The 20,009-nt window shown below is 72.7% G+C and carries 19 protein-coding genes and 1 pseudogene; 11 read left to right on the top strand and 9 right to left on the bottom strand.

Annotation, left to right across the window (positions count from 1 at the left end; translation table 11 throughout):
• The first annotated feature begins 157 nt into the window (after positions 1–157).
• Positions 158–1,357 (top strand): glycosyltransferase, encoded by a 1,200-nt coding sequence (locus EV382_RS20600; RefSeq protein WP_130404295.1) that lies wholly within the window; start codon positions 158–160, stop codon positions 1,355–1,357.
• On the opposite strand, the pseudogene EV382_RS20595 reads toward EV382_RS20600, so the two are convergent.
• From EV382_RS20595 to aroA, 4 genes and pseudogenes are all read right to left on the bottom strand, one after another.
• A pseudogene (locus EV382_RS20595) lies at positions 1,315–2,269 on the bottom strand (hypothetical protein). The gene EV382_RS20600 and the pseudogene EV382_RS20595 sit on opposite strands and share 43 nt — an antisense overlap.
• A gap of 59 nt (positions 2,270–2,328) precedes the next feature.
• Complete coding sequence (hisN, locus tag EV382_RS20590) at positions 2,329–3,147, bottom strand: histidinol-phosphatase (protein WP_130404291.1); 819 nt, start codon at positions 3,145–3,147, stop codon at positions 2,329–2,331.
• A gap of 28 nt (positions 3,148–3,175) precedes the next feature.
• Entirely contained in the window at positions 3,176–4,171 is a 996-nt protein-coding gene (gene rsgA / locus EV382_RS20585; RefSeq protein WP_130404289.1) for a ribosome small subunit-dependent GTPase A, read from the bottom strand.
• Between the two features lie 136 nt (positions 4,172–4,307).
• Positions 4,308–5,609, bottom strand: coding sequence for a 3-phosphoshikimate 1-carboxyvinyltransferase (gene aroA, locus EV382_RS20580; protein WP_130404287.1), 1,302 nt, complete (start codon positions 5,607–5,609; stop codon positions 4,308–4,310).
• A gap of 103 nt (positions 5,610–5,712) precedes the next feature.
• Between aroA and EV382_RS20575 the strand changes: the two genes are divergently transcribed.
• The 5 genes from EV382_RS20575 (at position 5,713) to rsrA (ending at position 9,032) form a co-directional block, all read left to right on the top strand.
• Positions 5,713–6,423, top strand: coding sequence for an SOS response-associated peptidase (locus tag EV382_RS20575; RefSeq protein WP_130404285.1), 711 nt, complete (start codon positions 5,713–5,715; stop codon positions 6,421–6,423).
• Between the two features lie 196 nt (positions 6,424–6,619).
• Entirely contained in the window at positions 6,620–7,012 is a 393-nt protein-coding gene (locus EV382_RS20570) for a WhiB family transcriptional regulator (RefSeq protein ID WP_130404283.1), read from the top strand.
• Between the two features lie 52 nt (positions 7,013–7,064).
• A complete protein-coding gene (locus EV382_RS20565) occupies positions 7,065–7,679 on the top strand; it encodes an alpha/beta hydrolase family protein (RefSeq protein ID WP_130404281.1) in 615 nt (204 codons plus the stop codon).
• Between the two features lie 236 nt (positions 7,680–7,915).
• Entirely contained in the window at positions 7,916–8,743 is an 828-nt protein-coding gene (locus EV382_RS20560; RefSeq protein ID WP_130404279.1) for a sigma-70 family RNA polymerase sigma factor, read from the top strand.
• Position 8,744: 1 nt separating this feature from the next.
• Entirely contained in the window at positions 8,745–9,032 is a 288-nt protein-coding gene (gene rsrA, locus EV382_RS20555; protein ID WP_030336658.1) for a mycothiol system anti-sigma-R factor, read from the top strand.
• Between the two features lie 118 nt (positions 9,033–9,150).
• On the opposite strand, the gene EV382_RS33985 is transcribed toward rsrA, so the two are convergent.
• On the bottom strand, positions 9,151–9,225 hold the full coding sequence (locus EV382_RS33985; RefSeq protein ID WP_369814844.1) for a 50S ribosomal protein bL37: 75 nt from the start codon (positions 9,223–9,225) through the stop codon (positions 9,151–9,153).
• A 221-nt stretch (positions 9,226–9,446) separates the two neighbouring features.
• Here EV382_RS33985 and EV382_RS20550 point away from each other — a divergent pair, with 221 nt between their 5' ends.
• Both EV382_RS20550 and EV382_RS20545 read left to right on the top strand, forming a co-directional pair.
• Entirely contained in the window at positions 9,447–9,668 is a 222-nt protein-coding gene (locus tag EV382_RS20550) for a biotin/lipoyl-binding carrier protein (RefSeq protein WP_030490397.1), read from the top strand.
• Entirely contained in the window at positions 9,665–10,174 is a 510-nt protein-coding gene (locus EV382_RS20545) for a GNAT family N-acetyltransferase (protein WP_130404277.1), read from the top strand. Before EV382_RS20550 ends, EV382_RS20545 begins: the two co-directional genes overlap by 4 nt.
• 69 nt (positions 10,175–10,243) lie before the next feature.
• Here the strand turns inward: EV382_RS20545 and EV382_RS20540 are convergent, their stop codons facing one another.
• The gene (locus EV382_RS20540; RefSeq protein ID WP_130404275.1) at positions 10,244–10,828 is read right to left on the bottom strand and encodes a TetR/AcrR family transcriptional regulator; all 585 of its coding nucleotides are present in this window, start codon (positions 10,826–10,828) and stop codon (positions 10,244–10,246) included.
• Positions 10,829–10,933: 105 nt separating this feature from the next.
• Between EV382_RS20540 and EV382_RS20535 the strand changes: the two genes are divergently transcribed.
• Complete coding sequence (locus EV382_RS20535) at positions 10,934–12,523, top strand: MDR family MFS transporter (protein ID WP_130404273.1); 1,590 nt, start codon at positions 10,934–10,936, stop codon at positions 12,521–12,523.
• A 29-nt stretch (positions 12,524–12,552) separates the two neighbouring features.
• On the opposite strand, the gene EV382_RS20530 is transcribed toward EV382_RS20535, so the two are convergent.
• Complete coding sequence (locus tag EV382_RS20530; protein ID WP_130404271.1) at positions 12,553–14,394, bottom strand: tetratricopeptide repeat protein; 1,842 nt, start codon at positions 14,392–14,394, stop codon at positions 12,553–12,555.
• Between the two features lie 189 nt (positions 14,395–14,583).
• Here EV382_RS20530 and EV382_RS20525 point away from each other — a divergent pair, with 189 nt between their 5' ends.
• Positions 14,584–15,615 carry an SIS domain-containing protein gene (locus EV382_RS20525; RefSeq protein ID WP_130409043.1) on the top strand — a complete coding sequence of 344 codons (1,032 nt, stop codon included), beginning with the start codon at positions 14,584–14,586 and terminating at the stop codon, positions 15,613–15,615.
• A gap of 25 nt (positions 15,616–15,640) precedes the next feature.
• Entirely contained in the window at positions 15,641–17,230 is a 1,590-nt protein-coding gene (locus EV382_RS20520; protein WP_130404269.1) for a PAS domain-containing sensor histidine kinase, read from the top strand.
• Between the two features lie 141 nt (positions 17,231–17,371).
• On the opposite strand, the gene EV382_RS20515 is transcribed toward EV382_RS20520, so the two are convergent.
• Positions 17,372–18,910, bottom strand: coding sequence for a glycosyltransferase family 39 protein (locus tag EV382_RS20515; protein ID WP_130404267.1), 1,539 nt, complete (start codon positions 18,908–18,910; stop codon positions 17,372–17,374).
• A gap of 36 nt (positions 18,911–18,946) precedes the next feature.
• A complete protein-coding gene (locus tag EV382_RS20510; RefSeq protein ID WP_130404265.1) occupies positions 18,947–19,972 on the bottom strand; it encodes an aldo/keto reductase family protein in 1,026 nt (341 codons plus the stop codon).
• Positions 19,973–20,009: the final 37 nt, after the last annotated feature.

Here is a 20,009-nt window from a genome sequence, read left to right as displayed (position 1 = left end):
CGTGCCGACGTGTCGGATGTGCTTGCCGGGGCGCAAGTGTCGGTGGCACTCGCGGGACTCTTCCTGATCTGCCAGGTTTCGGCTCAGCATCGCGGGGTTAATGGGACGCTCTGACCGGGAGGACCACCGCCGAGGAAAGATCGCAGGGAGGTGACCCATGCGCGTCGGCCTCGTCTGCGCGCACGCCAGTTCGTACCGCCACGCCGCCGGCCCGCCGGTCGGGACCCGACAGCACATCGCGCGGGTCGCCGCCGAGCTGGCCGAGCGAGGCCACGACGTCCGCCTCTACGACCGTCGGGACGACCCGGCGCTGCCGGCGACGATGACCATCGACGGCTACCAGGTGCACCAGGTGCCCGCCGGCCCACCCACCCCACTACCCACCGCCGAGCTGATCCCGTACGTGACGGAGGTCGGCCGCTGGCTGGCCGAGGAGTGGTCGGGTGCCTGGCGGCCCGAGGTGGTGCACGGGCACTACTGGGTCGGTGGCCTGGCCGCCGCGCACGCCGTTCGGGAGACCGACATTCCGGTGGTGCAGACGTTCCACTCGCTCGGCATCGAGCAGCTGCGCCACCTGGGCGGCCACTACGACGGGCCGGGACAGCGGATCACGCTGGAGCGCGCGTTGACCCGGGCTGTCGACATCGCCGTGGCGCAGTCCAACGACGAGGTCGACGAGCTGACCCGGATGGGTCTGCAACGCAGCTCGGTCGCGTTGGTGCCGGCCGGCGTCGACATCGAGCAGTTCCATCCCGACGGCGAGGCCGCACCGCGCGAACAGCGGCCCCGCATCCTCTCGGTGGGCTCGCTCGCCGCCGGGCACGGCCAGGAGGACCTGATCCGGGCGATGCGGCTGGTCGGTGACGCCGAGCTGGTCATCGCCGGTGGGCCGCCGGCCGACCAGTTGGCCAACCACGCCGAGGCGCGACGGCTGCGCGCGCTCGCTGAACAGATCGGCGTCGTCGACCAGGTACGGCTCGTCGGGGCGGTGCCGCACGACCAGATGGCCACCTGGTACCGGTCGGCGGACGTGGTCGCCTGCACGCCGCACTACTCCTCGGCCGGGCGCGTCTCGCTGGAGGCGATGGCCTGCGGGGTGCCGGTGATCGGCTACGCGATGGGTGGCCTGGCCGACGCCGTCGTCGACGAGGTCACCGGTCGCCTGGTGCCCCCCGGTGACGTACGGGCACTCGGCGTCTCGCTGCGCCGGCTGCTCGCCGACAACGCCGGCCGGTTCGCGTACGGGCACGCCGCCGTGGACCGGGTGCGCAGCAGCTACACCTGGGAGCGCACCGCCGGGGCGTTGGAGCGTCTCTACGAGCGGGTGGTGAGCCGACGCAAGCCCGTCGAAGCCTGAGCGGGGGCGGTGCCGCGACACCCGCGTGCGTGGTGTCGGCCAGCCCGCCCCGGCCGGTCAGCCGGTCCGGCCGGCAGCGACCATGGCGGGGTCCCGCCGGGGTGCCACCGAGCGGTGCTGCTGCGGTTCGGCGTACCGGGTCAGGCCGATCACCGCGGCCAGGGTGACCAGGAAGCCGGCCGCGGCCAGCCACTCCCGCCCCGGCCAGATCTTGTCGTTGAGCAGCAGCAGGCCGACGATCGCGGCCGGCACCGCGCCGGCGGCGTCCATCGCGGCGACCGCAGCGGTCGTCGAGCCGCGTTGCATGGCCAGACCGAGCAGCAGCTGACCGACGATCGAGTGGGCGATCAGCAGGTAGAGCAGCGGGTCGGCGAGGAACGCCTCGGCGGACGGCGCGGATGCCAGTGGCCGGGCGGCGACCGCGGCAGAGCTGAACGCCAGCCCGGCCAGTGAGCCGAGGGCCACCGAACCCGGCGCGCCGTGCAGCCGGACGGCGAAGACACCGAGCACCGCGATGGCGCCGAGCGCCGCCAGCAGGGCGACCGAGCCGGCGGTGCCGAGCTGCTTCGACGGCGCCGGCCGGGCGGACAGCACCAGCGCGGTGATCCCCGCGAAGAGCAGCGCCAGCAGCACCACCTCCGCCGCCGGCAGCCGCCACTTCAGCACCAGCACCCCGAGGATGGCGGTCACCCCGAGCCCGGCGGCCACGCTGGCCTGCACGAGGAACAGCGGCAGATCCCGCCGGGCCAGGAAGGCGAGCACGAAACCGCCGATCTGACAGCCCAGGCCGACCAGGTACGTCCGGTGCCCGGCGAGGCGCAGCAGCAGGCCCGGATCGAAGGTGTGGTGGACCGTGGTGCGGGCAGCCGCCACCGACTGGAGCAGGTTGGCGAAGCCGTACGCGACGATCATCGCCGCGAGGAAGCACCAGCCGGAGGAGACCACCTGGCGAGGATAGAGGTTGCCGAGGGTCAGCGCGCGGCTGGTCGATTCAGCCGGGCGAGGATGTCGGCGTGCAGCACACCGTTGGTGGCCACCACGCTGCTGTCGGTGCCCGCAGGGCCGGTGGGCGACGGTCGACCGGCCAGATCCGTGACCGTGCCACCCGCCTCCGTGATGATCGGCACCAGCGCCGCCACGTCCCACAGGGACAACTCCGGCTCGGCCATCACGTCGAGTGCACCCTCGGCCAGCAGCATGTAACCGTAGAAGTCGCCGTACGCCCGGTTGCGCCAGCTGCCGCGCATCAGGTCGAGCACCGCGTCGAGCCGCCCGCCCTTCTCCCACCCCTCCAGCGAGGAGTAACAGAAGCTGGCATCGGCGATCCCGCGCACCGCGGAGACGCCGATCCGTTCGCCGGCCGCAGGGCCCGGTCCGGCGTACGCGCCCGCGCCGGCGCTGGCCCACCAGCGTCGTCCGAGCGCTGGTGCGGACACCACGCCGACGGCCGGCCGGTCGCCGTCGTAGAGGGCGATCAGGGTGGCCCAGATCGGCACACCACGGACGAAGTTCTTGGTGCCGTCGATCGGGTCGATGATCCACCGGCGGCCGTTCGGGTCGGCGGACGGCTGCGCGCCGTACTCCTCACCGATGAGTCCGTCGGCCGGCCGGTGCTCGGCCAGCAGGGCGCGGATCTCCCGCTCCACGGCGGTGTCCGCGTCGGAGACCGGCGTCAGGTCGGGCTTCGCCTCGACGTGCAGGTCGAGCGCGCGGAACCGGGCCGTGGCGATGGCGTCGGCCCGGTCGGCGAGCAGGTGGGCTAGGGCGAGATCGTCGGCGTACCCGGTCATGCCGGCAACCTAGCCCACGCCGGTCGGGTCACTCGTCCGGCCCGCGACGGTCACCCTCACCGGGCCCGCGCTGGTCGCTGTCGCCGCGTGGGTCACCCTCGCCGGCCCGGGAGGCGAGCAACCGACGGTACGAGGCCAACCGACGCGGGTCGGCCTTACCGGCGGCCACCCAGGCGTCCAGCCCACACTCCGCCTCGTCGGCGGTGTGCGGGCAGTTCGGCGGGCAGTCGACGGTGCCCTCGACCAGGTCCGGGAAGCCGTGCAGCAGGCTGTCGGCCGAGACGTGCGCCAACCCGAAGCTGCGGATCCCGGGGGTGTCGATGATCCAGCCCGGGTCGCTGTCGACGCCCGGCACCGGTGGCAGCCGCAGCGCCACCGCGCTGGTGGAGGTGTGCCGACCCCGGCCGATCGCGCTCACCACGCCGACCGCCCGGGCGGCGTCCGGGACGAGGCGGTTGACCAGCGTCGACTTGCCCACCCCGGAGTGCCCGACCAGGACCGACACCTTGCCACTCAGCAGCGCCCGGAGCGCGTCGAGGTCGCCGTCGGGGCGGTTGAGCACGTACGGCAGTTCCAACTCCGTGTAGTAGCCCAACACCTCCTCCGGCCCGGCCAGATCGGCCTTGGTGAGGCAGAGCAGCGGCTCGACGTCCGCGTCGTACGCGGCCACCAGGCAGCGGTCGATGAACCCGGTGCGCGGCGGCGGATCGGCCAGGGCGCTGACGATCACCAGCTGGTCGGCGTTGGCCACCACCACCCGTTCCAGCCGACCCTCGGCGGTGGTCTCGTCGTCGTCGGCGGTGCGGCGCAACACCGAGCGGCGCTCGGCGATCCGGACGATGCGAGCGAGAGCGCCCTCCGCGCCCGACGTGTCACCGACCAGGCTGACCCGGTCACCCACCACCACCGACTTGCGGCCCAGCTCACGGGCCCGCATCGCGGTGACCGTGGGCAGCTCGGCGCCGACCACCCCGCGTTCGGCTCCGGACAGCACGCACGTGTAGCGGCCCCGGTCGACGGCGATGACGAACCCGTCGACCGCGTCGGCGTGCCGTGGGCGGGTACGCGTACGCGGGCGCGAGGACTTTCCGGGCCGGACCCGTACGTCGTCCTCGTCGTACTCCCGCCGTTTGGTCGCCAGGACCTGTCCTCTTCTCGCGTCAGCTCTTGCCGGTCACCATCGCTGACCATAGCTCCGGGAACTCGGGCATGGTCTTGGAGGTACACCCCACGTCGTCCACCTCGATGCCGGGAACGGCGAGCCCGGCCACCGCGGCGGCGTGTGCCATCCGGTGGTCGTGGTAGGTGCGGAAGACTCCACCGCGCAGCGGGCGCGGCCGGATCTCCAGCCCGTCGGCGGTCTCGGTGATGTCCGCCCCGAGCCCGCCGAACTCCCGCGCGAGCGCGGCGAGCCGGTCGGTCTCGTGGCCCCGGATGTGCCCGACGCCGGTGAAGACCGACGGCGAGTCGGCCAGCATGGCCAGCGCGGTCAGCACGAGGGTCAGCTCGCCGACGTCGGACAGGTCGGCGGTCAGACCGTGCACCACGCCCGTGCCGCGGACGGTCAGCCCGTTGGTGGAGAGGGTGACCTCGCCGCCCATCCGCTGGAGCAGCGAGCGGAGCTGCTCGACCGGCTGGGCGCTGTTGTGCGGCCAGCCCTGGAGGGTCACCTCACCCCCGGTGACCAGGGCGGCGGCGAAGAACGGCACGGCGCCGGAGAGGTCCGGTTCGATGTCCCAGCCGCGCCCGGTGAGCGGGCCGGGCTCGACGGCCCACACGTCGGGGGTGCTGTCGTCGACCGCCGCGCCGGCGGCCCGCAGCATCTGCACCGTCATCCGCAGGTGCGGCGCGGAGGGCACCGGCGGGCCGACGTGGCGCACCACGACCCCGCGGTCGAAGCGCGGGGCGGCCAGCAGCAGGCCGGAGACGAGTTGGCTGGACGCGGACGCGTCGATCACCACGTCGCCCCCGGCGACCCGGCCGGTGCCGAGCACGGTCAGCGGCAGGCTGCCCGCGCCGGTGACGTCGATCCGGACGCCCAGCGAGCGCAGCGCGCCGACGAGCGGGCCGAGGGGCCGGGTGCGGGCGTACGGGTCGCCGTCGAAGGTGACCTGCCCGTCGGCCAGGCCCGCCACCGGCGGCACGAACCGCATCACGGTGCCGGCCAGCCCGACGTCGACGTGCGCGGGGCCGACCAGCGGGTGCGGCCGGACCAGCCAGCGCTCGTCGTCGCTGATCGACACGTGCGCGCCCATCGCCCGCAGGCCGGCGGCCATCAACTCGGTGTCGCGGGCGCGCAGCGGCCCGGCCAGCGTCGACGGGCCGGCGGCGAGCGCGCTGAGCACCAGGGCGCGGGCGGTCATCGATTTGGAGCCGGGCAGACGCAGCGTCGCCGCCACCGGGTCGGACGCGGTCGGTGCGGTCCACGGCTGCGGCGGCCGGGTCGCGGTCAGATTCCCCACGGTTACATTCTGCCGTGTCGGCCGGTGGACGGTGGGAACCGGCGGTCGTACTCCCGGTTGTCGGGACAGCCAACCGGGCGTCCGACGCATTAGCGTGTGTGCCATGTGTGGCAGGTACGCGACGACCCGAAGCTCCGGTGAGCTGAGCGCGCTGTTCGAGTCGTCCGACGACACCGAGGGCGGGGTCCGGCCGGATCACAACGTCGCACCGACCGACCCGGTGCCGCTGGTCCGGGTCACCCCGGAGGGGCACCGCAGCCTCTGTGTCGGCCGCTGGGGTCTGCTGCCGCACTGGTCCCGCTCCGCCTCGGGCGCCGCCCGCATGATCAACGCGCGGGCGGAGACGGTGGCCACCAGCCGGGCGTACGCCGGCTCGTTCGCCCGCCGCCGCTGCCTGGTCCCGGCCGATGGCTGGTACGAGTGGGTCCGGCTCCCCGACGGCGGCCGGCAGGCGTACTTCATGACCCCCCGGGACGGCTCGGTGCTGGCGCTGGCCGGCATCTGGTCGGTCTGGGAGTCCGACGCCGAGCGCCGACTCACCTTCAGCGTGCTGACCACCGCGGCGCTCGGCGACCTGGTCGAGGTGCACGACCGGATGCCGGTGCTGCTGCCGCCCGAGCGTTGGTCGTCGTGGCTCGCGTCGACCGACGAGCCGGAGCGGTTGCTCACGGCGGCGTCGACGGAGCAGTTGGCGGGGTTGGAGATCCGACCGGTGGGTGCGGCGGTGGGGGACGTTCGCAACGACGGGCCGCAGCTGACCGCCCGGGTGGCCGTGGCGCCGAGTGTGACACCGCAGGAGTTGACCCTGTTCTGACACCGGCGCGCATCGTCGGCCGCCGATTTGCCAGGGTTCCGCGTGATTCGTCTCCTGGCTGTTCAGTCATGTTCCCGGCAGACCCTTGTCCCGGTGTCGATAAGTGCGATAGAACACAGCGCCGGTAGTGGCCGTCGATTCGCACGGGGCGGACGACGTCCATCGATCTTGCCGGTCCCACGGGGGAGGTGGGTGGATGACACGGGCACGTATGCCGCGCCCGCACGAGGTGGCGGCGGCGCGGCGAGATCCGCGACTGCTGCGGGCCGTGCAGGAACGGCGACAGGACGACGCGTGGCGCACCAGAGGAACCTGCCAGAGCGTCGATCCGGAGACATTCTTTCCGGCACCGAACGAACCGGCGGACGCTGCCGTCGCGCTGTGCCGCAGTTGTGACGTGCAGGGCTCCTGCCTGGCCTGGGCCCTCGACGTCGGTGACTGCCACGGTGTCTGGGGCGGCACGACGCCCCGGGAGCGACGAGCGATGTTGGTCGCCTGGCGCGGCGAGGTCGAGCCTGACCTGGGCGCCATCGACGACGCCGGCCCACCGGTGCGCGATCGTCTGCTCGCCCTGGTCCCGCTGAGCTGAATCGGCGGGCGGGTTCGCACCTGTGGTTGGTGCGGCGGCGCAGAATAGGCCGGTGCCACCCAGCAACGAGATCGAGACCCCGCGCGGTCCGGCGCGGATCGACACCGACCTGCCCCGCCGTCCGGCCACCGCCCTGCTCGTCCTCGGGCACGGCGCGGGCGGCAGCGTCGACGCGCCCGACCTGCTCGCGGTCCGGGACGCGTCGGTCGAGGCCGGCGTGGCGGTGGTTCGGGTGACCCAGCCCTACCGGGTCGCCGGTCGACGCGCGCCGGCACCGGCAGGTCACCTCGACGAAGCCTGGGCGGCGGTGCTCGCCGTGCTGCGGGACCGGCACGCCGACGTGCCGACGGTGGTCGGTGGGCGTTCCAGTGGTGCCCGGGTGGCCTGCCGGACGGCCCGTGCGGTGGGTGCGGTCGGCGTGGTCGCGTTGGCCTTTCCGCTGCACCCGCCCGGCCGACCGGAACGCTCGCGGGCCACCGAACTGGACACCGGCCTGCCGACGTTGGTCGTGAACGGCGACCGGGACCCGTTCGGGACGCCGGAGCCGGGGCCGACCGTGCAGGTGGTGAGCCGTCCGGGTGAGACGCACGATCTACGCCGGGATCCACCCGGCACCGCCGCCGCCGTGCGCGCCTGGCTGTCCGCCCAGGGCTGGGCGGCCGGCTGAGCCGTCGCGGCCGGCTCGCCGGGGCGACCGTTTCCGGGGCCGGGCACGGGTCGTTGCATCCGATGGTGCCGGCGGCCCCGATCAGGGCCGTCGACACCAGTCCTCCCAGGCCCTTCCTGGTCCCAGCGCCGGCCGCCGTCGGGGCCGGGACCAGGAACGGGAGGGCCGGCCGGAATGCCCCAGTGGTCATCTCGCGTTACTAACCCCGGACGACTTTTCTGCGAGGGGGGTGACCGGTGCCAACCGAGACACGAAGCCTGCAACGGGACGAACGGGACGCCCGGCAGTTGAAGCAACTGCTGGATGGCCCGGAGTGGCCGGCGACGGCGGGACCGGGCGGGGTCGGTGCGGTGAGCACGAGCACACCCGCCGGAAGTGAATCTGCGGGCAGGTCCGTGCGCGTATCCTCGGCGGGAAAGCATCCGACGCGAGGGGATGTGCGGTTGACCACCGAGAAGACGGACGAGCGCAGGGCCCGATTCGAGCGGGACGCGATGCCATTCGTCGATCAGCTCTACGCTGCTGGGCTGCGGATGACACGCAACCCGGCGGATGCCGAGGACCTGGTTCAGGAGACCTACCTGAAGGCGTACGCGGCCTTCCACCAGTTTGAGCAGGGCACGAACCTGAAGGCCTGGCTCTACCGGATCCTGACCAACACCTACATCAACTCCTACCGCAAGCGGCAGCGCCAACCGATCCAGGCGCCCACCGAGGAGATCACCGACTGGCAGCTCGCTGAGGCCGAGTCGCACACCTCCAGCGGCCTGCGCTCCGCCGAGACGGAGGCACTGGACCGGCTGCCGGACAGTGACGTCAAGGAGGCCCTCCAGCAGTTGCCGGAGGAGTTCCGCCTGGCGGTCTACCTCACTGATGTCGAGGGCTTCTCCTACAAGGAGGTCGCGGACATCATGGGCACGCCGATCGGCACCGTGATGTCGCGTCTGCACCGGGGCCGTCGTAATCTGCGCAAGCTGCTCGAGCGCTACGCCGGGGAGCGGGGCTTCAGTGCCGCCCGCTCGGCGAAGGGCTCGACCGCCGCTGCTGCCGGCCGGGAGGTGTGACGTGAGCTGTGGGGAGCCGCACGAGACGGACTGCCGCGAAGTGCTCGCGGAGGTGTATCTCTACCTGGACCTGGAGTGCGCCGATGAGCGCCGCTCGCTGATCCGGCACCACCTGGACGAGTGCGGGCCCTGCCTGCGCGAGTACGGGTTGGAGCAGGAGGTGCGCGCGCTGGTGGCGCGGTGCTGTGGCAACGAGACCGCGCCGGACGAGCTGCGTGAGCGGTTGCGGGTCAAGCTCACCGAGCTGGTGGTCTTCGAGACCAGCGACTCGCGTGAGCTGGCCGACTGAGCGTCGGCACCAGCTGGCAAGACCGGTGGCCCGGGTCGATGTCGACCCGGGCCACCGGTGTACCCGGCCTCGGCCGGGTCGGGCTGAGCGGCGACGGGCAACCGGCCCGTCGACCCGTTCAGGAGTTGGGACGCTTGCCGTGGTTCGCGGCGCTCTTCTTACGAGCCTTCTTCTTCCGGGACTTCTTCGCCATGCTGACCTCCTCGTGATGGGTCGGATCCGTCCTGCGCACGACCTCGGCGCCGATGCAGCCACCGGAGGTCCGGCGTCGGGTCCGACCCGCTGATGGTAGTGCGGTCGACACCCGCCGCCTTCCCCAGGGCGGGCGGGTCATCCCGGCTGTGCCGCTGCGCGCCCACCGCCGGTCGACGCATGATTGGATACGTCGGCAGGCACGTCGCGAAGAGGGAGGGCCTGGACATGGCCGAGGAGATCCGCGCCGAGATGGTGGCCAACGTCTGGAAGGTCGTCGCCACCGCGGGTGACACGGTGGCCGAGGGTGACACCCTGGTGATCCTCGAGTCGATGAAGATGGAGATCCCGGTCATCGCCGAGTCTGACGGTGTGCTTCAGCAGCTCGCCGTGCACGAGGGCGACGTCGTGCAGGACGGTGACCTGATCGCGGTGATCGCTTGACCGGGTTGCGGGTCCGTCCGGCCGAGCCGGCCGACTTTCCGGCGGTGGCCCGACTGACCGTGGCCGCGTACGAGGCGGACGGCCAGCTCAAGGGCGAGCACGGGTACGGCGAGGTGCTGGCCGATGTGCCGACCCGGGCCGACAGCGGCGAGGTGCTGGTCGCGGTCGACGAGGTGACCGGTGCGGTGCTCGGCTCGGTCACGTTCGTGCTGCCGGGCACCCGGTTCGCCGAGCTGTCCGGGCCGGGCGAGGCGGAGTTCCGGATGCTCGCGGTCGACCCGGGTGCCCAGGGGCGGGGCGTCGGTGCCGCGCTGGTCGAGGCGTGTGTCGGCCGGGCGACCGAGTTGGGTTGCACGGCGGTGGTGATCTGCGTCCGGGCCGGGATGGCCGATCCGGCGCACCGGCTCTACTCGCGGCGCGGGTTCGTCCGCTTCCCGGAGAAGGACTGGTCACCGGCGCCGGGCGTGGACCTGCTCGGCCTGCGCCTGGAGCTGACCCGCGGCTGACCCGCTTACCGACGACCGGCGGCTGAGCCGCCGACCCGGCGAGCCCGGAGTGTGACGATCGCGCCCGGGTCAGGCGTCGGGTTGCGTGCCGATGGCGGCCAGTAGCTCGTCGGCCACCTCCAGGGCGAGCTTGCGGCGTTCGTCGTCGCTGATGTGCGGGGCGCGGACCGCGAACCAGCTGGTGTGCACCGCGAACAGGGACAGCGCGGCGCGCAGTTGGGCGGCGGGGGAGTCGTCGCCCCGGCAGAGCGCGTTGGCCAGCTCCATCATCCGGCCGCGCATCTTCTGACCGGCGGCCAGGCTCTTGAGCGCGGTCTGGTTCTGTTCGAAGAAGCGCATCACCGACGGCTGCTCGCCGCTGAACATCGTGTCGGCGTAGCGGGAGATCAGCTCGCGGCGGGTGGCCAGGGTCGACGGTTGCGACTCGGCCCAGGCGACCAGCGCGTCCATCCGCTCCAGCCGGTCCTCGACGAAGCTGGCGACGATGTCGTCCTTGCTCTTGAAGTGGTAGTAGAGCGCGGCCTTGGTGACGTTGAGGCGCTCGGCGATCTCCCGGAGCGAGGTCTTCTCGTACCCCTGCTCGGTGAAGAGCTCGAGCGCGACGGCCTTGATCCGTTCCCGCGTTCCGCCGCCTGTGCTCTCGCTCACCCACACCCTCCAAATACCTTGACCGGTCGCTCGCCCCCAACTTACCGTGCGGCTAGTAAGGTGACTAGCCGGGCGGCAAGTAAGTTAGCAATTCTCGGGGGGAGCTTACCCATGACTCAGGCAACACAGGCCGGCACACGACCCAACAACATACGGGTGGTGCTGTTCGGGCTGATGATCGCGATGATGCTCGCGATGCTCGACAACATGATCGTCAGCACCGCGCTACCGCGGATCGTCGGCGAGTTCGGCGGCCTCAACCACTTCACCTGGGTGGTCACCGCGTACGTGCTGGGCACCACCGTCTCCACCCCGATCTGGGGCAAGCTCGGTGACCTCTACGGCCGCAAGTCGGTCTTCCTGACCTCGGTCGTCGTCTTCCTCGTCGGCTCCGCCCTCTGCGGAATGGCCGGCTCCGGCATGTTCGGCGGTCCGCAGGACGGCATGGTCCAGCTCATCGCCTTCCGGGCCGTGCAGGGCCTCGGCGCCGGCGGCCTCATGGTCGGCGTGATGGCGATCATCGGTGACCTGGTCCCGCCCCGCGAGCGCGGGCGCTACCAGGGCATGATCGCCGGCATCATGGCCATCGCCATGGTGGCCGGCCCGCTGGCCGGTGGCTTCATCACCGACCACCTCTCGTGGCGCTGGGCGTTCTACGTGAACCTGCCGCTGGGCGGTATCGCGCTGCTCGTGCTGATCACCACGATGCACCTGCCGAAGTACCGCACCGAGCACCGGATCGACTGGCTCGGCGCCGGGCTGCTCTCGGTCGGCATCACCGCGATCGTGCTCATCACCACCTGGGGTGGCAACGAGTACGACTGGACGTCGCCGCAGATCCTCGGCCTGGCCGTGCTGGCCGTGCTCGCGTTGGTGGTGTTCGCCCTGGTGGAACGCCGTGTCCAGGAGCCGATCCTGCCGCTGGCGCTCTTCGCCAACCGCAACTTCGCGCTGATCTCGGTGATCGGCTTCCTGCTCGGCTTCGCGATGTTCGGCGCGATGAACTTCCTGCCGCTCTACCAGCAGACCGTGCAGGGAGCGTCGGCGACCAACAGCGGTCTGCTGCTGCTGCCGCTGATGTTCGGCATGCTGGTCGTCTCGCTGGTCATCGGTCGGGCGATCACCCGCAATGGCCGGTACCGCGCGTACCCGATCATCGGTGGCGTGGTGATGACCGGGGGCATGGCGCTGCTGTCCATGCTCGACACCGACACCAGCAAGCTGATGTCCTCGCTGTACATGATCGTGCTCGGCGTCGGCATGGGCTTCCTCATGCAGACCTCGATGCTGATCGCCCAGAACAGCGTGGAGCAGAAGGACCTCGGTGCGGCCAGCGGCGCGGCCACCTTCTTCCGGTCGATCGGTGGCTCGTTCGGCATCTCGCTGTTCGGCGCGATCTTCGCCAACCGGCTGGCCAGCTCCGAGGGCGGCCGGGCCTTCGGTGGCGGCGAGGCCGGTGCCGGAATGGACCTGGCGAAGCTCAAGGAGCTTCCCGCCCAGGCGCGCGAGGCGGTGCTCGGCGGTCTCTCCGACGCCATCTCGCACGTCTTCCTCTGGGCGGTGCTGTTCACCATCGTGATCCCGGTGCTCGCCTGGTTCATCAAGGAGATCCCGCTGCGCACCGCGAACGAGGCACCGCCGCAGGCCACCCCGGAAGAGGACGCCGAGGTCGCCCTCGGCAAGGCCGCCCCGGTCGCCTGACCCGACCCCCGAACGCGCCGCGTCGACCGTCACGGTCGGCGCGGCGCGCCCCTGCTCAGGCGTTGCCAGAGGCGACGCAGGGGGTTGCGGGGGCGGGGCAGCTGCGGGGCCTGGCTGCCCAGGAGTTCGGTCGCCAGTGCCGCCGTCGCCGGGTCCAACTGCGGGGCGGCGAGGGCCAGGTGAGCCAGCGAGGCGGCGATCGGGACCGGTCGACTCCGCGCCACCTCCGCGACGTCGGCCAGCCGCTCCGCCACCACCCGGGCCACGTCCGGCCGTACCGCAGGGTCCACCCAGGCGGCGGTGATCAGGGCGAACAGCGCCGCCTCGGTGACCCAGTCCTCGACGCCCCAGACCAGGTCGAGCAGCACCCGACGTCGGGTCGAGCCCTCCCACGGCTCGTCGGTGCGGTGGTGCAGCAACCCCAGGCAGGCCCAGACCTGCACGCCACGGACCCAGACCGACGGGTCGTGGGCCGCCAGCAGTCGACCCACCCCGTTGGCCGGCGCGGCCGGCGGGTGCACCAGCAGACCGAGCAGGTCGGTCAGGTCGAGGCCGGCCAGGCTCACCGCCGCGTCGTACGCCGCCGGTGGGTGCGCCCACGCCGGGTGGGCGATCTGCCCGATCCGTTCGATCGCCGTCGCCGAGGGTGCTGCCAGCGCGGGCGTGGGGACGACGTCCGCGTAGTGCCACAACCGCTGAGCGGACGCCCTTCGCGGCTCGCGCGGGTCGGGCTCCGCCACGCCGACGACCTCGATCCGCAGCCCGGGGGCGGTGGAGATCGCCGTCCCGATCGCGCTGGGCGGGGCGGCGGCGGGTAGGCGCACCGCGCCGCCGAGGCCGTTGTCGTCATCGGCCACCGCCTGGCGTACCGCGTCGAGCAGGGGACCGCCGGCCGGCGTGAGTTGGCCGAGCCAGGGCCGGCCCCGGCAGCACTGGGCCAAATCGCCGTGCTCGTGGCTGTCGTCCGGGTGGTCGCGCACGAAGTCGGCGAGCGCGACCAGATGGGCGAGGTCACCGTCGCGCAGGTGCCGCAGGCGGTGGGCGGTGTGCACCGCGCAGTCGAACGACGGATCGCGCGCCAGCGCCCGCTCGGTCCACTCCAGCGCCTCGTCCAGCCGGCCGATCTCGGCCAGGGTGCCGGCGATGTCCGCGTAGATCGCCAGGTCGTCGGGGTCCAGCTCGACGGCCCGACCGAGGGCCGCGAGGCCGTCGCGGGTCCGGCCCGAGCTGCGGTACGCGTACCCGAGCCACACCTCGCCCATCTTCGACGGTTGTGCGCGTACCCCTCGGGTGGCCCACCGGACCGCCAGCTCGACCTCGCCGAGTCGCCGGGCCAGCGCGGACGCCGCGCCCAGCAGCAGGCCGTGGTCGGGGTGCACGGTGGCCGCGTTGCGGGCGAGCGTGAGGTACGGGGTCAGCGGGGCCCGGCCGATCCGTGGCACCGGGTCGGGCAGCGCGGCGCAGATCTGCATGAGGACGCGGGCGATGTGCTCCGGATCCAGTCGTTCGGCCAGCTCGGGGGCGGTGACCCAGGGCACGCCAGCCCACTCGGTGCCGGGCGCGTACGCCGTCGCGGCGGCCAGCAGTTCCAGCCCTTCGGCGGGGCGGCCGGCGGTGGCGAGGAGGTGGGCGCGGGCGACGACCGCACCGACGAAGGTGTGGTGGTTGATCGGGAAGAGGTCGAGGCCACCGCCGCTCGTCGCGGCGAGTCGGGCCAGCGTCTCGTGCACCTCCGGGAGGGTGGGGGCCTGTGCCAACGCGCCGGCGAGGTGGCCGGCGGCGTGGTGCAGGTCGCCCTCGTCGAGCGCCAGCCGGGCCAGCGCCAGCTCTTCCGTCACGGAGAGCGCGGGATCGTCCGTTCCCTCGGGCACGTCGTCCTCTCGTGGCAGTGAGACCGGATGTAGCGGGTAAAGCTTAGTTGATATTGAGATCAACTGGTGATCATCTGCGCAGTCCTGCTCGTTAAATTGCTGGTATACGCTCAAAAGTGCAAGACTGAGCAAGAAGTGCGCGGCAACCGCGCAGAGGGAGGGGTTTCCGTGACACGTGCAGGGGCTGGCATGGCCGCCGACATCGACGAGCAGCCGGCTGGCTACGCGCGCCTGCTCTCCGCTGCCAACGCCGCCGAGATCGCCCGGGTGGCGGCGGTCATCGCCGAGCGTCGGCCACGGCACGTGGTCTTCACCGCGCGGGGCACCTCCGACCACGCGGCGCTCTACGGGGCCTACCTGACCGAGATCCGGCTCGGCCTGCCCGCCGGGCTCGCCTCGCCCAGCGTCGTCACCCTGTTCGGGGCCCGGCCCGACCTGTCCGAGGCGCTGGTCGTCGGGGTCAGCCAGAGCGGCGGCTCACCCGACCTGGCCGAGGTGCTGCGCGCCGCCCGGGCCTCCGGGGCGCTGACCCTCGCGGTCACCAACGCCCCCGACTCGCCGCTGGTCGGCGTGGCCGAGCTGAGCGTCGACATCGCCGCCGGACACGAGCGGGCGGTGGCCGCCACCAAGACGTACACCGCCGAGCTGCTCGCCCTGCTGATGCTGGTGGAGGGGATCCGGGCCGGCGACGGCGTGCTGCCCAAGGCCGAACGGGAGGCGCTCGACACGCTGCCCGAGCTGGCCGCCCGCACCCTGGCCGACGGGACCCCGGCCCAGCTCGCCCCGCGCTACCGGTTCGCCCGCCAACTGGTCACCACCGGCCGGGGGTACGCCTACCCGACCGCCCGGGAGGCCGCGCTGAAGCTGATGGAGACCTCGTACCTGCCGGCGCTCGCCTTCTCCGGTGCCGACCTGCTGCACGGCCCGCTCGCGATGACCGACCCGGAGGTTCCGGTGCTCGCCGTGGTCGGCTCCGGCCCCGGTGGTCGCTCCATGGGTGAGGTGCTGCCCCGCCTCGGCGAGCGCCGCGCCGACGTCGTGGTGGTCGGCTCCGCCGACGTGCCGGGCGCCACCCGGCTGGCCGTTCCCGAGGTCGACGAGCGGTACGCCCCCCTGCTGGACATCCTGCCGATGCAGCGGTTGGCGCTGGCCCTGGCGCTCACCCGGGGCGAGGACCCGGATGCGCCACGCGGGTTGAAGAAGGTGACCGCGACGATGTGAGGCGCGGCATGGCACCCTGGTCACCGTGTCCACGCTGCGCGACCTCGCCGAGGAGCACACCCATCTCCGTCCGGCAGACATCGACCACCTGCACCGGATCGCCGGCGATTGGCAGCTGCTCTCCGATCTGTCCTTCGCTGACCTGCTGCTCTGGGTGCCGGTCGACGCCGACGGGACGTTCCTCTGTGTCGCCCAGGTGCGTCCGACCACCGCGCCGACCGCCTACCAGGACGACCAGGTGGGTCGGATCGTCGGCGGGCCGGAGGTGGCCCACCTGGGGGTGGCCTACTCCCAGGGTCGGATCTGGCGTGAGGGCGACCCGGTCTGGTACGGCGACGTGCCGGCCCGGCACGAGGCGATCCCGGTTCGGCTGCGTACCGCCGAGGGGGAGGCCGGCGAGGTGATCGCCGTGGTGGGGCGGGACACCAACCTCTCCACCGCGCGTACGCCCAGCCAGCTGGAGCTCAACTACCTCACCACGGCCGACGACCTGGCGCAGATGATCGCGGACGGCACCTTCCCGCCGCCGCGGCATCCGGGCGAGACCACCTCGGCGCCCCGGGTCGGCGACGGCCTGGTCCGGCTCGATGCCGGAGGGAAGGTCACCTACGCCAGCCCGAACGCGCAGTCCGCGTACCGCCGACTGGGCTACGCCTCCCACCTGGTGGGGGAGGACCTGGCCGCGTTGCACCGCCGGCTGGCCGGTGACCCGCTGGACGGCACCGAGGCGTCGAACGGCATCCTGGCCGCGCTGCGCGGTGAGGCGCCTCCCCGCCGGGAGATCGACGCACGAGGTGCCACCATGCTCACCCGGGCGCTGCCGCTGATGCCGGCCGGCGTGCCGATCGGCGCGTTGGTGCTGGTCCGGGACATCACCGAGGTCCGCCGCCGGGACCGGGCGCTGATCACCAAGGACGCCACGATCCGGGAGATCCACCATCGGGTGAAGAACAACCTTCAGACGGTGGCCGCGCTGCTGCGGTTGCAGGCCCGCCGGGTGGCGATGCCGGAAGCCCGGGTCGCGTTGGAGGAGTCGGTCCGCCGGGTCGCCTCGATCGCCCTGGTGCACGAGACGCTCTCGATGTCCAGCGACGAGGCGGTGGAGTTCGACGGCATCGTTGACCGGGTGGCCAGCGCCGCGACCGAGGTAGCGGCGACCGAGGTGAGCGTCGGCATGCGGCGGCGGGGCAGCTTCGGCGTACTGCCGGCGGAGATCGCCACCTCGCTGGTGATGGTCCTCAACGAGTTGCTGCTCAACGCCGTCGAGCACGGCTTCCCACCTGCCGACGAGGCGGACGAGGTCCCGGTGCCCGCCGCGTCGGGCATGGTGCCGGTCGCCGCCCCCGAGGTCGACCCGTCGCTGCGACCCGAGGTGGTGGTCTCGGCGCACCGGTTCCGCAAGATGCTGCACGTCTCGGTGACCGACAACGGGCGCGGCCTACCCCCGGACTTCGACGCCGAAGCCGGCAGCCGGCTCGGCCTCCAGATCGTCCGCGCCCTGATCACCGGTGAGCTGCGCGGCACCATCGAACTGCGCGCCGGCGCCAACGGTGGCACCGAGGCGGTGCTGGTCGTTCCGCTGGCCCGTAGCACCGACGGCCGCTCGCAGGCCTGACCCGCCCTCCCGCCTCCGGTGTCGCGGGGTCTGCGGCGGGAGCGGACCTCAGGATGGGCGTGATGCCGCTCAGTCATCAGGATGATTCACCGGCATCAGGCGCATCGGGGTGGGCGGGCCCGGTCGCCGGCCGGCGTCCGGTCAGCGGTCGGGGCGGCTGGTCAGCAGGGCGACGGTGAGACCGGGGCGCTGCCAGACCTGGGCGACCGTGAAGTCCCTGCGGAGCGTGTCGCCCTTGGCACCGGGCACGGCGGCCAGCGGCTCGGCGTGCCGGCCGGAGACGACGAGCCACACCCGTGCCGTACCGGCCAGGCACGGTGCGGGCTGGGGGCACTCGGCGGCCCACAGGTCGCCGCGGCGCACCTCGTCCTCGGTGACCAGCACGTCGCGCGGCGGGTCGCTGAGGTGGTACTCGATGCCGAGGTCGAGGAAGAGCCAGCTGTGCCGGGGTGAGTAGACCACCGCGTCCCCCGGTCGTTGACCGTCGGCGATCACCCTGGCCGCCCCGGCGTAGTCCACCGGCGCGCTGCGCGGCCACTCGTGGGTCCGTCGCAGCGCGGCCTGGTCGGGTAGGCCGAGCAGCCCGGCCAGGACCACCACGACGAGCGCGGCCGGTGCGGCCACGGCGGCCAGCGCCGCGCCCGCCAGCAGGCACGCGAAGGGCACCACGAAGACCAGGTACCGGGGCACCCACAGCGGTACGACAGTGCCGGCGGCGAAGAGCAGCAGGACCGGCAGCAGCACCGCCGTGACCGGCAGCAGGGCGCGCCGTCCGAGCCGGGCCGCGCCCAGCGCGGCGACCCCGACCAGCAGACCACCGACCACACTGCTCTGGGTGACGCCGCCGGGCAGCGCGGTCAGGTCGTCCAGCCGGACCAGGTGCACCCAGTTCAACTGCCGGGACTGCTGGGTACGGGCCTTGAGCAGCAGCGGACCGGCCAGCAGTGCGACCGGTAGCACGGCGACCAGCCACCGCCACACCCGCCGATCCGGGGCACCGTCGCGATCGGCCGGCGCGGTGGTGCTGGGCGTGGTGGAGCCCGGTGCCGGGATGCCCGAGGGGACGGTACCGCGCCACCAGACGAGCGCGACGACCAGCGCGTGGGCGGCGAGCAGGGTGAGCGCGATCAGGTGGATGAGCCCGAGCGCGGCGACGGCGGCCGCGTAACCGGCCCACCGGGCCCAGCTCGGTCGACGCAGCGCGGTCACCAGCAGCAGGGTGGCGAGCACCGCGAGCACGGTGGCCAGCGCGTACGGGCGGGCCTCCTGGCCGTAACGCGACGTGCCGGGAAGCACCGCGAACAGCAGGCCGGCGAAGAGACCGGCGCGCCGGTCGACGAGCCGTGCGCCGAGCACGGCGAGCAACCCGGCGGCCACTGTCATCGCCAGCACTGCCGGCGCGCGCAGGGCGACCGTGGAGTCGCCGACGATCCTGGTCCAGACGTGCATCAGCAGGTAGTACGGGCCGGTGGCGGCGTCGATCGTGTCGGCCAGGCGGGCCAGGTCTCTGGGCGACCGGGTGGCCGCGCTCCACGTCGCCAGTTCGTCACGCCAGAGCTGGGCGGAGTTCAGCCCGGTCACTGTCACCGCCAGGGTCAGCAGCGCCGGAGGGAGCCAGACCGGCAGGCGGCGTAGGTGGTCCCACGCCGCCCCGATCGACTTTCCGGACAATCCGCCCACGGTTCGAGCCTGCCACGGCCCTGCCGCCCGTGGGTGTCAGCTGGCGGCAGCCGGCTGCCGCCAGGCGGGCATCACGTCGTTCGGGCGGGCGGTCTTCGCCGGATCACGCTCGACGAGGTCACCGAGCACGGCGTCGATCCGTGCCGTCAGCTCGTCGTCCAGCCGTACCGCCGAGGCCGCGGCCGTCTCGGCGAGTTGCTCGGGCCGGGACGCACCGACGATGGCCCCGGCCACCGTCGGCCGGTTCAGCACCCACGCCACCGCCAACTGGGCCATCGTGCAGCCGGCGTCCTCGGCGATCGACCGGAGTTCGCGTACCCGGGAGAGCAGCAGGGCCGACGAGTAACGGGCGATGAACGACCCGCCGAAGCCGTCGGTCGCCCGGGAGCCGGCGGGCGGGCGTTGGCCGGGCTGGTAGCGACCGGTCAGTACGCCCATCGCCAGCGGCGCCCAGGCCAGCTGACCGAGCCCGAACTCGGCACAAGTGGGCACCACCTCGGCCTCCACCACCCGCCACAGCATCGAGTACTGCGGCTGGTTGGCGATGAACGGGATGTGCAGCTCGGCGGCGAGCCGTACCCCCGCTCGCAGTTGCGGCGCGGTCCATTCGGAGGCACCGACGTAGAGCACCTTGCCGTGGCGGACCAGGTCCGCGAAGGCGAGCATCGTCTCCTCCAGCGGCACCGTGTCGTCGTACCGGTGGGCCTGGTAGAGGTCGACATAGTCGGTGCCCAGCCGGTTCAGCGAGGCGTGGCAGCCCTCGATGATGTGCTTGCGGGACAGCCCGGCGTCGTTGGCCCCCGGCCCGACCGGCAGGCACACCTTCGTGCACAGCTCGATCGAGCTGCGCCGGACGCCGCTCAGCGCCTTGCCCAGCGCCTCCTCGGCCCGACCCTGGGCGTACCGGTCGGCGGTGTCGAAGGTGGTGATGCCCGCGTCCAGGGCGGCGGCCACGCAGGCGGCCGCCGCGTCGTCGTCGAGTTGGTTGCCGTGAGTGACCCAGTTGCCGTACGCGACCGCGCTGACGCGCAGGCCCGAACGGCCCAGTTGCCTGTACTCCATATGAGGATCCTCGGGTCGCTCCGAGCTGTCGCCGAAG

It is taken from the genome of Micromonospora violae, from assembly GCF_004217135.1.
Taxonomy (GTDB): domain Bacteria; phylum Actinomycetota; class Actinomycetes; order Mycobacteriales; family Micromonosporaceae; genus Micromonospora; species Micromonospora violae.
This window is presented reverse-complemented; position numbering and strand designations above follow the sequence as displayed.